Origin of the sequence: Paeniglutamicibacter sp. ZC-3, from assembly GCF_025847175.2 — a bacterium.
GTDB classification, from domain to species: Bacteria; Actinomycetota; Actinomycetes; order Actinomycetales; family Micrococcaceae; genus Paeniglutamicibacter; species Paeniglutamicibacter sulfureus.
Window position 1 is genome coordinate 75,253 of the sequence record NZ_JAOYTG010000014.1, and the last position, 13,613, is coordinate 88,865.

Annotated in this window: 11 protein-coding genes; 4 read left to right on the forward strand and 7 right to left on the reverse strand. The window is 66.8% G+C overall.

The genetic code is table 11. The annotated features are described in order from the left end of the window. Window positions 1–18: 18 nt before the first annotated feature. Window positions 19–726 (reverse strand): 1-acyl-sn-glycerol-3-phosphate acyltransferase, encoded by a 708-nt coding sequence (locus tag OIU93_RS14320; RefSeq protein ID WP_264270752.1) that lies wholly within the window; start codon window positions 724–726, stop codon window positions 19–21. Between the two features lie 220 nt (window positions 727–946). Between OIU93_RS14320 and OIU93_RS14325 the strand changes: the two genes are divergently transcribed. From OIU93_RS14325 to OIU93_RS14335, 3 genes are all read left to right on the forward strand, one after another. Continuing rightward, complete coding sequence (locus OIU93_RS14325; protein ID WP_264270753.1) at window positions 947–1,714, forward strand: carboxylesterase; 768 nt, start codon at window positions 947–949, stop codon at window positions 1,712–1,714. Continuing rightward, window positions 1,711–2,184 carry a hypothetical protein gene (locus OIU93_RS14330; RefSeq protein ID WP_264270754.1) on the forward strand — a complete coding sequence of 158 codons (474 nt, stop codon included), beginning with the start codon at window positions 1,711–1,713 and terminating at the stop codon, window positions 2,182–2,184. The genes OIU93_RS14325 and OIU93_RS14330 overlap by 4 nt, the downstream gene beginning before the upstream one ends. Window positions 2,185–2,334: 150 nt before the next feature. Beyond that, on the forward strand, window positions 2,335–4,278 hold the full coding sequence (locus OIU93_RS14335; protein ID WP_264270755.1) for a long-chain fatty acid--CoA ligase: 1,944 nt from the start codon (window positions 2,335–2,337) through the stop codon (window positions 4,276–4,278). On the opposite strand, the gene OIU93_RS14340 is transcribed toward OIU93_RS14335, so the two are convergent. The 3 genes from OIU93_RS14340 to OIU93_RS14350 form a co-directional block, all read right to left on the reverse strand. Next, entirely contained in the window at window positions 4,169–5,584 is a 1,416-nt protein-coding gene (locus OIU93_RS14340) for a mycothione reductase (RefSeq protein WP_264270756.1), read from the reverse strand. The genes OIU93_RS14335 and OIU93_RS14340 overlap by 110 nt on opposite strands. A gap of 9 nt (window positions 5,585–5,593) precedes the next feature. Then, window positions 5,594–6,562 (reverse strand): hypothetical protein, encoded by a 969-nt coding sequence (locus OIU93_RS14345; protein ID WP_264270757.1) that lies wholly within the window; start codon window positions 6,560–6,562, stop codon window positions 5,594–5,596. Window positions 6,563–6,769: 207 nt separating this feature from the next. Next, complete coding sequence (locus OIU93_RS14350) at window positions 6,770–10,219, reverse strand: pyruvate carboxylase (RefSeq protein WP_264270758.1); 3,450 nt, start codon at window positions 10,217–10,219, stop codon at window positions 6,770–6,772. Between the two features lie 277 nt (window positions 10,220–10,496). On the opposite strand from OIU93_RS14350, the gene OIU93_RS14355 reads away from it, so the two are divergent. Continuing rightward, window positions 10,497–11,315 carry a ParA family protein gene (locus tag OIU93_RS14355; protein WP_372342935.1) on the forward strand — a complete coding sequence of 273 codons (819 nt, stop codon included), beginning with the start codon at window positions 10,497–10,499 and terminating at the stop codon, window positions 11,313–11,315. 237 nt (window positions 11,316–11,552) lie between these two features. On the opposite strand, the gene OIU93_RS14360 is transcribed toward OIU93_RS14355, so the two are convergent. The 3 genes from OIU93_RS14360 to OIU93_RS14370 form a co-directional block, all read right to left on the reverse strand. Next, a complete protein-coding gene (locus tag OIU93_RS14360; RefSeq protein ID WP_264270760.1) occupies window positions 11,553–12,134 on the reverse strand; it encodes a MerR family transcriptional regulator in 582 nt (193 codons plus the stop codon). A 187-nt stretch (window positions 12,135–12,321) separates the two neighbouring features. Next, a complete protein-coding gene (locus tag OIU93_RS14365; RefSeq protein WP_264270761.1) occupies window positions 12,322–12,804 on the reverse strand; it encodes a bifunctional nuclease family protein in 483 nt (160 codons plus the stop codon). Window positions 12,805–12,856: 52 nt separating this feature from the next. Then, window positions 12,857–13,612 carry a MerR family transcriptional regulator gene (locus OIU93_RS14370; RefSeq protein WP_372342936.1) on the reverse strand — a complete coding sequence of 252 codons (756 nt, stop codon included), beginning with the start codon at window positions 13,610–13,612 and terminating at the stop codon, window positions 12,857–12,859. Window position 13,613: the final 1 nt, after the last annotated feature.

Genomic DNA, 13,613 nt, shown 5'->3' on the forward strand with positions numbered 1-13,613 from the left:
CCCTGCGGGGGGAGGAAGCTATTTCTTCTTGCCGGCCTCGCGACGTTCGGCATCCAGCTGCGCCTTGACGGTGGCGGCATAGGTGTCGGCGTATTCCTGTCCGGAGAGTCGCATGATCGCGTACATGATCTCGTCGACCACCGAGCGCTGGACAAAGCGGTCCTCGCTCATTCCTGCGTAGCGGGAGAAATCCAGCGGTTCGCCGATGATCATGCCGACGCGCCGGATGTTCGGGACGCGCTTGCCGATGGGCTGGACCTTGTCGGTGCCGATCATGGCGATCGGGATGACAGGGACCCCGGCTTCCAGGGCGAGCTTGGCGACCCCGAGCTTGCCGCGGTACAGGCGCCCGTCGGGGCTGCGGGTGCCCTCGGGGTAGATGCCCAGCAGGCTTCCGTCGACAAGCGCCTGGGCCCCGGCGCCCAGGGAGTTTGCGCTTGCCGCCCCGCCGGAGCGGTCCATCGGCAGCTGGTTGATCATCCGGAAGAACCAGGCGGTCACCCGTCCCTTGGGGCCCTTGCCGGTGAAGTAGTCCATCTTCGCCAGGAAGATCACCGGGCGGCTCACGGCCACGGGCAGGAAGATCGAGTCGGAGACCGAGAGGTGGTTGCTGGCCAGGATCGCGCCGCCGGAGGCAGGAATGTTTTCCAGCCCCTTGACCCACGGGCGGAAGAACACGTTTACGAGCGGCCCCACGATGAACCGCTTCATAAATTGGTAGAACATGCTTGGAACGCCTTCCGGGCCGAGAGTGGTGCGGGACTCCACCGAGAAACCGTGCGCGCGGAGCCCCGGGACATGCCCGGAGACCTGGTGTTGATCACGTGGTTCTCGGTTAGGCTCTAACTGTAGGCAAAACTACGCCATGGGTCACACTTGGCACGACGCGGTGACGTCCGAAGCAGGTGTCCCAGACCCCTCCGATCCTCGCAGGAGCACGCTCCCCATGCCAGAGACGCCAGCGGCCCCCGGCCCCAACGCTCCGTTCCACCACACCGGGACAAACGGCGCGGCCGTCCTGGTGCTCCACGGATTCACGGCCGGCCCGGCGGGACTGCTGCCCTGGGCCGGGGCCTTCGCGGATGCCGGATACACCGTCAGCCTGCCGCTGCTGCCCGGTCACGGCACGCGTTGGCAGGATCTGGCCGCCGTGAAGCACACCGCGATCATCGATGCCGTGCGACAGGAATTTGCGACGCTGGCCGCCACGCACCGGCGCGTGTACGTCGCCGGGCTTTCCATGGGCGGCGCCCTGGCCCTGCACCTGGCATCGACCCATGCGGTGGCAGGACTCGCGCTGGTGAACCCCGGGCTGACCCTGGCCTCCCCGTTGGCGCCCTTCACCGGGGTGCTGCGCCATCTGTCCCCGACCGTCGCGGGGATCGCCAACGACATCGCCAAGCCAGGTGGAGACGAGCACGCCTACGCCCGCACCCCGGTCGCGGGGGTGCATGAGCTGCGCAAGCTCTTCAGGGAGACCATCAGTCGGTTGCCGCAGGTCAAGGCCCCGGTCCTCGTGTTCCGCTCAAACACCGACAACGTGGTGCCCGAATCCAGCCTGGACGTGTTGTGCGCCCGGCTCGATGCCGGTGTCCACCTTGAGGTGAACCGGTTGACTCGCAGCCGCCACGTGGCCACGCTTGACTATGAGGCGGAGTCGATCTTCGCCCGTTCCATCGCGTTCTTCCAGGAAGTTGAAGACAGCAAGCCATGACCAACCCCATGCACGAGCCGGCCGAATCCGGCGATTCCGACGATTCGGTGTGGGAAGACCTGGTCCGCCGGCTGGAGGCGACGCCCGGCGATCCCACGGAACCCGTTTCCGGCGACTCCCCCGCGCCCCCGGTGCCGGGCTCCGTCGCCCCGCGCGGTGTGGACCCGGGGCTCTTCAGCATGCACCCGGCGCTGTCCGGTCCGCGCGACCACGACCTGCCCGACGAGGACGAAGGCTCCTTTGTCCCGGAGGATCCACCGGCCCTGGGGTCGGGAAACCCGCTGTTGACCCTGGCCTGGTCCTGCGCCGCGGGCGCCCCGATCGCACTGCTGCTGTTGGCCATCTTCTGGCGACGGGCACCCATGCCGCTGTGGATCGGGCTGGTCGTGGTGGCGGTGGCCGCCGCGGTGTTCCTCTTCGCCCGCTTGCCGCGCCACCGGCAGGACGGCGACGACGGTGCCCGCGTGTAGCCGCGCGGGAATTTGTTGCGAAGCGTGGCAAATACCCGTAAGTTACCTGTCAGTAAACAATGTGTGACCCGAACCACTATGATGGGTGACATGGGGGAAGAGGGGTTGGCGGGCACGCCCAACACCGCCCCGGAACCGAAGGAGCTCCAAATGCAGGAATTAGCCGTCCCTCCGCTGGTGGAGAACCCGCCGCAGACCAACATCACCGACCTGCTCCTGCGCCATGCCCGGTCCGCCGCCGACCCGGCGCTGCTGTCCAAGCCGGGCCCGAACGGGACCTGGATCGACATGCCGGCCTCGGAGTTCGCGGCGGAGGCCTCCGCCCTGGCCAAGGGGTTCATCGCCTCCGGCATCGCACCGGGGGCACGCATCGGCCTGATGGCCCGCACCCGCTACGAGTGGACGCTCGTCGACTTCGCCATCTGGTTCGCCGGCTGCGTCACGGTTCCGGTCTACGAGACCTCCTCCCCCAGCCAGGTCGCCTGGATCCTGGGCGATTCCCACGCCGTTGCCGCCGTCGTGGAGGCCCCGCGCCATGAGACCGTCGTGCGCCAGGCCGCCCACCAGGAAGGCCTGGAGAAGCTGGAACATGTGTGGCAGATGGACGGCAACGGGCTCGATGCCCTGCGCGAGGCCGGCAAGGACGTTGACGACGCGGTCTTGGAGGAGCGTCGCTCGGCCGCCGGGCTGGACTCGCTGGCCACCATCATCTACACCTCCGGCACCACCGGGCGGCCCAAGGGCTGCGAGCTGACCCACTCGAACTTCGTCGAGCTCAGCGACAACGCCGCCGCCGAGCTTCCCGAGGTCGTCTACCCGGGCGCCGCAACCATCATGTTCCTGCCGCTGGCCCACGTCTTCGCCCGCTACATCTCGGTGCTCGCCGTAGCCGGCGGGGTCAAGGTGGCCCACACCGCCGACGTGAAGAACCTGCTGCCCGACCTGCAGTCCTTCCAGCCCAACTTCATCCTCGCGGTGCCGCGCGTGTTCGAGAAGGTCTACAACTCCTCGATGCTCAAGGCCGAGGACGCCGGCAAGGGCAAGATCTTCCACGCCGGCGCCGACACCGCCATTGCCTTCTCCCGCGCCGAGCAGGAGGGCAAGGTCCCGCTGGGCCTCAAGCTCAAGCACAAGCTCTTCGACGTGCTGCTGTACGGCAAGATCCGCGCCGCGATGGGCGGGAAGGTCGTGCACGCGGTCTCCGGCGGCGCCCCGCTGGGCGAACGACTGGGGCACTTCTTCCACGGCATCGGACTCACGGTGCTTGAGGGTTACGGCCTGACCGAGACCACCGCCCCGATCACGGTGAACACCCCCAAGAACTTGAAGATCGGCACCGTGGGGCGCCCGCTGCCCGGCAACGCCGTGCGGATCGCCCAGGACGGCGAGATCCTGGCCAAGGGCTTCTGCGTGATGCGCGGGTACTACAACCGCCCGGACCTCGAGGCGGAGACCTTCTCCGATGGCTGGTTCCGTACCGGGGACATCGGCGAGCTGGACGCCGACGGCTTCCTGCGCATCACCGGACGCAAGAAGGAAATCATCGTCACCGCCAGCGGCAAGAACGTGATCCCGGCACTGCTGGAGGACCAGATCCGTGCCGACGCCCTGGTCTCCCAGTGCGTCGTGGTCGGCGATGCCCGCCCGTTCATCGCCGCGCTCATCACCCTGGACGCGGATGCGCTTCCGGGCTGGCTGCAGCGCCACCACCTTCCGGCCGAGACGACGGTGGCCCAGGCCGCAGAGCTGCCGCAGGTCCGCGACGCGATTGCCGCGCTGGTGGAGAAGGCCAACGGCGCGGTCTCGCGCGCCGAGGCCATCAAGGAGTTCCGCATCGTGCCCACCGACTTCACCGAGGACTCGGGGCACCTGACCCCGTCGCTGAAGATCAAGCGCGCCCAGGTGCTCAAGGACTACGAGGCGGTGCTCGAGGACATCTACGCGGGCTCCAAGCCGCGCGTCTTTTGCCCTTGCCCGGTTGCTCCTACAACGGGTCGGAGTCGCCGACCGGCACGCCGAGGCCCAGCAGGGCGTTTTCCACGACCTCGCTCAGCGCCGGGTGGATCCAGAACGGCTCGCGTGCCATGGTGTTGACCGACATTCCACTGACCATCGCCTGGATGAGCGGCTGGATCAGCAGCGAGGCCTCATGGCCCATGATGTGCGCTCCCAGCAGGAGTCCGGTGTCCTTGCAGGCCAGCAGCTTCACGATGCCCTCTTCGTCCTCCATGGCCCAGCCGTAGGCGGTGGAGCCGTAGGGCTGGATGACCGAGAGCACGGCCTCGTCCCCGTGCTCGGCCCGGGCCTGGGCCTCGGTGGCACCGACGGAGGCGATCTGCGGGTTGCTGAACACCGCCGCTGGCACTGCCCGGCGGTCCATGGGGCGCATGGCGTCGGGGTTCTCCAGGTTGTGGGCCACCACGCGCGCCTCGCGGTTTGCCACGTGCTTGAGCTGCTCGATATTCGCCGCGTCGCCCAGTCCGAAGATGCCCTGCACGGGCTCTCCAGAAGCCAGCACGCGCTGGTATTCGTCAACGACCAGCGAGCCGTCATCCCGCAGGTCGAACCCGAGGTCGGCCACGCCAAGCCGGTCGGTGTTCGGCGTCCGGCCGGTGGCCACCAGCACCACGTCGGCTGCCATCTCCAGCGGCTTCCCGTCACGCTCGAGGCGGACCAGCAGCCCGTCCCCGTGCTTCTCGATGCCCTGCACCGCCGCATTGAGCTCCACGCCCCAGCGCTTGGTGGCGGCCTGGGTGAAGGCAGCTGAAATGTCGGCGTCCTGTTGGCGCATCAGGGCGCCGGAGCGATTCACCTGGATGACCTCGCTGCCCAACGCGGAGAAGACCGCTGCGAATTCGCTGGCAATGTAGCCGCCGCCCAGGATCACCATGCGCCGAGGCAGCTCGTCCAGGCGCATGACGGTGTCTGAGGTGTGCACGCCGGGCAGGTCGATGCCGGGGACCTCGGGCAGGACCGCGCGCGATCCGGTGGCGATGACGATGTTGTCCGCAGTGATGCTCTGACCGCCGGCCGTGTTCAACTCGGTGCGCGAGATGAAGGAAACGTGCTCGGTGTAGAGCGTGACGTTCTCCAGCTCGTGGGCCCGGTAGTTCTTGCCGGATTCGGAAATGGAGTCGATGCGTCCGAAGATCCGATCCCGCAGGCCGGCCCAGTCGGCCCCCTCGAACGTCATCGACACGCCCAGGCGCTTGGCCTCGGCGACGGAAGCCGCCAGCTGTGCCGGGTAGACGAACATCTTGGTGGGGATGCAGCCGACGTTCAGGCAGGTGCCGCCGAAGGTGCCGGCATCGATGATCGCCACCTTCTTGCCGTCCCAGTGCTCGGTGATCAACGAGTTGCCGGATCCGGATCCGATGATTGCCAGGTCGTAATGTGTCATGGTGGGTGCCTAGTGCTCCTGAAAGATGGTGGAAATTTCGTGGACAAGTTGGTCGATTGCCTGACGTGCCGCCCGGCGCGGAGCCCTTGACACCGTCGCGGGGAGGGACAGCGCCGGGTCAAAGGGCAACAGGATCACCGGCCGGTCAAGGTCCGCCGGGAGCTGCAGCTCCCCCCTCTCCGCCGCTCCGATGTTGATCGCGAAGAGCGTGCGCGCCGGCAGGTCCGGCCTGCCGTTGGCTTCAAGCCAGCGCAGCTTCTCCCCCAGCTCCGCGGTCATGCCCGGGTCCGGCGGGCAGACGAGCACCAGCGCATCTGTGTCACCCAGCATTCCGGCAAAAGCGGCGCGGGCCAGGCCGGGGCCTGCAGTCCGGAACCGCCATTCCTTGCCGTCGGTCCGGCGCTCGAGGGCTGCGGCCAGCGTCGCGGCGCCGGCATGCTCGACCAGCGAGAGCACCGTGATGACCTTGTGGTCGCGGGAAATCGGTGCCGGGGCTGCTGTGGGTTCGGGGGCCTCGGATGCTGCGGAAGCGGATGGCTCCGGCGTTCCTTGCTCCGGCACCGTGTCCGCCTGGGTGTCAACGTGGGTGTCGGCGTGGATGTCGGCGTCGTTCTCCGGAAGATCTCCGGATGCGGGGAGGGTCATGTCAGCATCGGCAGGTTCGTCGGACTGCGCTGTCGGGAGCGCCGGGGCTTCGACTGCCGGTGCTTCGGTCGCCGGTGCCTCGGTCGCCGGGGCTTCCTGTGCGGATCCATCCCCCGTTTTGGCCGCGGGCCGGGCTTCTGCGTGAGTGGCTGCGGGTTCACCGGCAGGTGACGGCGACTGGCTCCCGGTGGTATCCGGGGGTGTCGGTCCGGGGGTGTCGACAGGGGCGGGTTTGGCCGGCGCAACGTCGCCGGCGGATCCGGATTCCGTCCGCGCCGACCGTGACAGCCGCGCGAATATCCGTGAAATAAAGCCTGCACGTTTGATGGCCATGGATCCCACTCCTTCCAACGGCGTTCCGGGTTTGGTTCGCCGCCTGTTCGTTGCCGCTGGTGCATCCACTGGCAATTGGCACCCTAACACGCAAGTGAGGATGGACCCGTCCCAGGCCCTCGGAATCGGGGCGGGCGGGTCCATCCTCGCGCGCGTTGCATGCTTGTTTGCGGTGCCGGCCCCCAAGGGATGGCCGGCACCGTGTGGCTATGCCGGGTCGATGACCACCAGTAGGTCCCCGCCCTGCACCTGGGCGGTGCCGGCGATCGCGAGGCGGGCCACGGTGCCGGCGACCGTGGAGGTGATCCCGGCCTCCATCTTCATGGCCTCGATGGTGGCGACGGTGCCGCCGACTTCGATGCGGTCGCCCACGGCCACCTGGGCGGTGACGGCGCCGGCGAACGGAGCCGCAACATGCCCGGGGTTCGCCGAGTCGGCCTTCTCCGCGGCAACCACCGTGGATTCCACCGATTCGTCGCGCACCATCAGCTGGCGGGACTGGCCGTTGAGCGTCACCGTCACGGTGCGCAGGCCCTTCTCGTCGGGCTCGGAAATCGACTGCAGGATGACCAGCAGGCGCACGCCCTTGCCCAGGGACACCACATGCTCGCGGCCCTTGACCAGGCCGTAGAGGTAGTCGCGGGTGTGCAGGACCGACAGGTCCCCGTAGTTCTCCACGCTCGCGGCAAAGTCGCGGGTCGGGCCGGCAAAGAGCAGGCGGTTCAGCGTGGCGCGGCGGGTGGCCGAATCTGCGTTCAGCGCGTCCGAGTCCTCGGCCGAAAGCTCCTCGACGTGCGGGCGCACGACGCGGCCCTCCAGGGCCTTGGAACGGAACGGCTCCGGCCAGCCTCCCGGAGGATCGCCCAGTTCCCCGGAGAGGAACTGGATGACCGAGTCCGGGATGTCGAAGGACTTCGGGTCCTTCTCGAACTCGGCCGGGTCCACGCCCATGCCCACCAGCTGCAGGGCGAGGTCGCCGACCACCTTGGAGGACGGGGTCACCTTGACCAGGCGGCCCAGGATGGCGTTGGCCGCGGTGTACATGTCCTCGATGGCCTCGAAGCGCTCGCCCAGGCCCAGCGCGATGGCCTGCTGGCGCAGGTTGGAGAGCTGGCCCCCGGGGATCTCGTGGCGATAGACGCGGCCGGTCGGGGCGGCAAGCCCGGATTCGAACGGGGAGTACATGGAGCGCACCGATTCCCAGTAGGGTTCCAGCGAAGCTGCGGCCTCCAGGGAGATGCCCGTGTCGCGCTCGGTGTTCTCCAGCGCCGCGATCAGCGCGGAGGCCGATGGCTGGGAGGTGGTCCCCGACATCGATGCAGCGGCGACGTCCACGGCGTCGACCCCGGCGTTGATGGCCGCCAGCAACGTGGCCGACTGGCCTCCGGCGGTGTCGTGGGTGTGCAGGTGCACCGGCAGGTCGAAGCGCTCGCGCAGGGCGGTGACAAGCTTCGCCGCCGCGGCAGGGCGCAACAGGCCGGCCATGTCCTTGATCGCCAGGATGTGCGCCCCGGCGTCCACGATCTGCTGAGCCAGGTTCAGGTAGTAATCCAGCGTGTACAGGTCTTCGGCCGGGTCCAGCAGGTTGCCGGTGTAGCACAGGGCCACCTCGGCCACCGCGGTGCCGGTCTCCCGGACCGCCTTGATGGCCGGGGCCATCTGCGAGACGTCGTTCAGCGCATCGAAGATGCGGAAGATGTCGATGCCGGTGGCCGCCGCTTCCTTCACGAAGGCGTCGGTGACCTCGGTCGGGTACGGGGTGTAGCCCACGGTGTTGCGTCCGCGCAGCAGCATCTGCAGCGGGATGTTCGGCAGCTCGGCGCGCAGCAGCGCCAGGCGCTCCCACGGGTCCTCGCCCAGGAAGCGCAGCGACACATCGTAGGTCGCGCCTCCCCAGACCTCCATGGAGAAGAGCTGTGGCATCACGTGCGCGTAGGCGGGTGCCGCGGCCAGCAGGTCACGGGTGCGCACGCGGGTGGCCAGCAACGACTGGTGGGCGTCGCGGAAGGTGGTGTCCGTGACGGCCACCGCCGTCGAGTCGCGCAACGCCTTGGCGAAGCCCTCCGGGCCAAGTTCCAGCAGGCGCTGGCGCCAGCCGGCGGGCGGTGCCTGGTCCGAGGGACCGTCGAACGGGCTGCGCTCCGGCTCGGTGGACTTGTCCCCCGGGAATGCCGGAAGCTTCTTGCGCGGGTCGATGCCCTCGACGCGGGCGCCGTTGGGCTGGTTGACGGTGACATCGGCCAGGAACGCCAGTGCCTTGGTGCCGCGGTCCTGGGACTTCTTCCCGGCCAAGAGCTCCGGGTGCTTGTCGATGAAGTCTGTGGCTGCTTCCCCGGCCAGGAAGGCCGGGTCGTCGAGCACGTTCATCAGGAACGGGATGTTGGTGGTCACGCCGCGGACACGGAACTCGGCCAACGCACGGCGGGCCCTGGCCACCGCGGTGGCGAAGTCGCGACCGCGGCAGGTGAGCTTGACCAGCATCGAGTCGAAGTGCGGGGAGACCTCGGCGCCGGTGTAGATGGTGCCGCCGTCCAGGCGCACGCCCGAGCCGCCGGCGGAGCGGTAAACCGTGATGGTTCCCACGTCCGGGCGGAAGCCGTTGGCCGGGTCCTCGGTGGTGATGCGCGATTGCAGGGCAACGCCGCGGATCTGCAGCTCGTCCTGGCGGATGCCCAGGTCTTCCAGGGTCTCGCCGGCGGCAATGCGCATCTGCGCCTGCACCAGGTCGACGTCGGTGATTTCCTCGGTGACCGTGTGCTCGACCTGGATGCGCGGGTTCATCTCGATGAACACGTGCTGTCCAGCGCGCTCGCCCACGGTGTCGACCAGGAACTCCACGGTTCCGGCGTTCTGGTAGTTCAGCGCCTTGGCGAACTTCACCGCGTCGGCGTAGAGCGCCTGGCGGATGTTCTCGTCCAGGTTCGGTGCCGGGGCAATTTCGATGACCTTCTGGTGGCGGCGCTGCAGCGAGCAGTCCCGCTCAAAGAGGTGCACGATGTTGCCGTGCTCATCGGCCAGGATCTGGACCTCGATGTGGCGCGGGCGCAGCACGGCCTGCTCCAGGAACACCGTCGGGTCGCCGAAGGCGCTCCCTGCCTCGCGCATAGCAGCCGAGAGCGATTCGGCCAGCTGGTCACGGGTGTCGACGCGGCGCATGCCGCGGCCGCCGCCACCTGCCACTGCCTTGACGAAGATCGGGAACCCGATCTTGTCGGCCTCGGCGGTCAGGTACTCAAGGTCGTCACTGGGTTCCGAGGACTCAAGTACCGGAATACCCGCAGCGCGTGCCGCGCGCAGCGCTGCAACCTTGTTGCCTGCCAGTTCGAGGACCTCGGCGGCCGGGCCGATGAACTTGATGCCTGCTTCGGCGGCAGCCCGCGACAGGTCGGGATTCTCGGAAAGGAATCCGTAGCCCGGGTAAATGGCATCCGCGCCGGCTTCCTTGGCGACGCGGATCACCTCTTCAACGTCCAGGTAGGCACGGACCGGGTGGCCCTCTTCGCCAATCCGGTAGGCCTCATCGGATTTCTGGCGGTGGATCGAGTTGCGATCCTCGTAGGGGTAAACGGCGACAGTCTTCGCACCCAGCTCGTAGCCGGCGCGGAAGGCGCGAATTGCGATCTCGCCGCGATTGGCTACCAAGATCTTCTTAAACATGGCGCTCCTGCGAAATGACATAGGGATGAATGACACGCACGAATATCAGGGTCTGAGTTCGTGTTTGCGGGGCAGAACGTGTGTTTCGGCGCCCAACGTCACACACTACCGTGACGGGGCGCACGTATCGCAAAAGATTGCGGCAGGCACGAAACAGTGGTGTCAGGTGGTCGTTTGAACCCGTGGCGGCAAAGGAACCAGAAGCCGATTATGATGTTGAGGGAACCAATCGTTAAGACGTGAGCAACTAACAGTAGAAAAGGGCGTGGTCCGTTCCGTGCAGGTAGTGAGCATTAGCAGCCTTAAAGGTGGCGTAGGGAAGACCTCCGTTACATTGGGGCTCGCTTCGGCCGCCCTAGCCGCTGGTATCCCCACACTCGTGATCGACTTGGACCCGCACGCCGACGCCAGCACCGGTCTGGGAGTGCGCGCCGACGGCAAGATGACCATCGGCCGAATGCTGAAGGCCGCGCGCAAGGCGAATCTGTCCGAAAACATCGTTTCCAGCTCCTGGCAGTCCAAGGCCGTCTCCAAGCGTTCGCTGACTCGAGTCCCGGTGCTGGATGTGGCAGTCGGCGACGCCTACACCGGCATCTACGACCGGCCCGACCTGCGAGCCCGCGATTTGCGCCGGCTGACCCAGCTGCTTTCCAAGACCTCCGGTTACGCGCTCGTGCTCATCGACTGCCCGCCATCGCTCAATGGCCTAACGCGGATGGCATGGAGCGCCAGTGACCGTATCTTGCTGGTTGCCGAACCGTCGCTGTTCTCCGTGGCCGGTACCGAGCGCACGCAGCGTGCCTTGGAAATGTTCCGCAAGGAGTACGCGCCGGACCTCGGCCGCATCGACGTGGTCGCCAACCGGGTGCGCAAGGATTCCGACGAGCACCGCTTCCGCCTGACCGAAATGCGTTCCATGTTTGGCACCTCCGTGCTGAGCCCCGAGCTTCCCGAGTTCGCGGACTGGCAGCAGATCCAGGGAGCCGCCTACTCGGTGCACCAGTGGCCGGGCAGGCCCGCGCAGAAAACGGCGGTGCTCTTTGACGAGTTGCTGCGCAACATCACCGATACCGCTGTGAAGCCGGAACGCAGCTAGTCTTCGCTTCACCGAATCCTCGAACCACTGTCCCCATCCTCAAAACCGCTCCGCTCATCGCCTGGCCAATGTCCGGTCGGTGAAGGGCGGTTTTTTATGGGCGGATTGGACCATGCCAGAGCTCTCCCAAGCCGAAGGCGGGCATAAAAATGGACGGGGTCGGACGCTGCCTGCCTGCGCCTGGGCGCAGCGGCGGCATCCGATCCCGTCCGCAAGAATTCGTGTCTTGGTGCGGGCCTAGCTGGCGGAGCGCTTCGCGGCGCGACGCAGAGCCAGTTCGTCCTCCGGGAAGTCCGTGGCACGCTCACTGGGCAGCTGCGACAGGGATCCCTCGACCTCGCGCCACACTCGCCCGACGGCAATGCCGAAGACGCCTTGTCCCCCCTGGACCAAGTCAATCACTTCGTCTGCGGACGTGCACTCATATACCGAGGCGCCGTCACTCATCAAGGTGATCTGGGCAAGGTCTTCCACCCCGCGCTCGCGAAGGTGACCGACGGCAGTCCGGATCTGTTGCAGGGATACACCGGTGTCCAGCAGCCGCTTGACGACCTTGAGCACCAGGATGTCGCGAAAGCCGTAGAGGCGCTGGGATCCCGAGCCCTTGGCACCGCGCACGGCCGGTTCCACCAGACCCGTACGGGCCCAGTAGTCGAGCTGGCGGTAGGTGATGCCTGCCGCCTTGCAGACGACGGGGCCCCGGTAACCGGCGTCCTCGTCGAGGACCGGCAGGTCCTCGGTGAAGAGGAGTCCCTGGGTGTTGCGAAGGGACGCGGCGTGCGCCGGTGAGGCCGCGTGTTGGTCGTCCGTGGGATTCATTGGAATCTCCTTGCTCAAGCATCCCCGTGCGGGAAAGAGGGCTGCCGGGTGTGGAACGACTCCGTTGCGAGTGAAACCGAAATCCGAGGGCGGCAAACCTTGGGAACTTATGCTTCGACGGTACGACTACATTGGGGCTGCGTCAAAGACCTTCAAGCTTAACTTGAGGCGTGTCGCGAACGGTCGTCTATTTATCGAAATCTTCCGGCTCGACCTCGTTGAGGAATTCACGGAACTCACGCACCTGGTCCTCCTCCCCCTCGGCGACTTCGGCGTCCTCCGAAACCATGACGGAGGCCTCGTCTAGCACCTGGTCGTCGCACAGTATCGGGCATTCCGCCCGGAGCGCCAGGGCAATGGCGTCGGAGGACCTGGCGTCGACGCGCACGTCGTCGGCAAAGACCAGCTCCGCGGTGAATACGGCGTTGAGGACCGATACGATCTCCACTCTCACCAACGGCGCGTGCAGCGCCTGCAGGGTCGAAATCATCAAGTCGTGGGTCAGCGGACGCGGCGGGATGATGCCTTGCTGGAACATGGCGATGGCTGATGCCTCGGGGGCACCAATCCAAATGGGCAGGTGGCGTTGGGTATTGGCTTCCTTGAGCAGAACAAGGGGCTGGTTGGAGGGAAGCTCTATGCGAACTCCCACAACTTCAAGTTCCTGCATGGTTCGCTCCTTTACCCGGGTCGCTGCAACTTGCAGTGACCGTTTGTCCGGCCTAGTGGTCCAACTTGGCGATGGCACCGTTGACCAGGGCACCATGCAATGCCATGCAGGCATCGCTTATTTCGCGGGCTGTCTCCGCCGCCCTGGCACGCGACGCCACATCTCCGCGGCTCATGTGCGGAGCCACGACACGTTCCACCAAACCCACTTCGCGATCGGCCGCTGCGCGGAAGGCCCGCAAGTGGCGGGGCTCGATGCCGTGCGCCGCAAGCGCAGCTGAAGCGGCGGCAATCTTCTGCGCATGTTCATCGAAACGCTCGTTTTCCGACGCGATCATGCCGAAGGCCAGGAGGTCATTGACCAGCTCCGGGCTGGCGCCACACAGCCCCTGCAATTCGGCCTTGGTCACCGGGCGGGTGCGGGCAGCCAGGTCCTGGGTCATCTGTTCGCTGATGCTTCGCGGTGCCAGTGTGTGCCCGCCGGGCAACTGGTCCGGCCGTTCGCCTCGGTCTACCGCGTCCAGGTAGTCCTTGATGACCTTCAGTGGCAGGTACTGGTCGCGTTGCAGGCCCAGGATGAAGCGCAGTCGGCCCACGTCGTCGGGCAGGTACTTGCGGTAACCCGCCGAGGTGCGTTGCGGGGTCAGCAGTCCCTTTTCCTCGAGAAAACGGATTTTCGACGCTGTGACCTGAGGAAACTCATCATGAAGCTCCGAAAGGACCTCGCCGATATTGAGCGCAACGGCGCGCTGGGTATCGCCGGCAACAACTGCCAGTCGCGGGTTTCGGGCTGCCTGGTTCACTACCATG

What these genes read in the sequence shown, in the direction of transcription:
- OIU93_RS14345 (WP_264270757.1), bottom strand. Translation starts at nt 6,562, where the DNA reads ATGGCCATCAAACGTGCAGGCTTTATTTCACGGATATTCGCGCGGCTG.
- OIU93_RS14330 (WP_264270754.1), top strand. Translation starts at nt 1,711, where the DNA reads ATGACCAACCCCATGCACGAGCCGGCCGAATCCGGCGATTCCGACGAT.
- OIU93_RS14325 (WP_264270753.1), top strand. Translation starts at nt 947, where the DNA reads ATGCCAGAGACGCCAGCGGCCCCCGGCCCCAACGCTCCGTTCCACCAC.
- OIU93_RS14360 (WP_264270760.1), bottom strand. Translation starts at nt 12,134, where the DNA reads ATGAATCCCACGGACGACCAACACGCGGCCTCACCGGCGCACGCCGCG.
- OIU93_RS14370 (WP_372342936.1), bottom strand. Translation starts at nt 13,612, where the DNA reads ATGGTAGTGAACCAGGCAGCCCGAAACCCGCGACTGGCAGTTGTTGCC.
- OIU93_RS14365 (WP_264270761.1), bottom strand. Translation starts at nt 12,804, where the DNA reads ATGCAGGAACTTGAAGTTGTGGGAGTTCGCATAGAGCTTCCCTCCAAC.
- OIU93_RS14340 (WP_264270756.1), bottom strand. Translation starts at nt 5,584, where the DNA reads ATGACACATTACGACCTGGCAATCATCGGATCCGGATCCGGCAACTCG.
- OIU93_RS14320 (WP_264270752.1), bottom strand. Translation starts at nt 726, where the DNA reads ATGTTCTACCAATTTATGAAGCGGTTCATCGTGGGGCCGCTCGTAAAC.
- OIU93_RS14335 (WP_264270755.1), top strand. Translation starts at nt 2,335, where the DNA reads ATGCAGGAATTAGCCGTCCCTCCGCTGGTGGAGAACCCGCCGCAGACC.
- OIU93_RS14350 (WP_264270758.1), bottom strand. Translation starts at nt 10,219, where the DNA reads ATGTTTAAGAAGATCTTGGTAGCCAATCGCGGCGAGATCGCAATTCGC.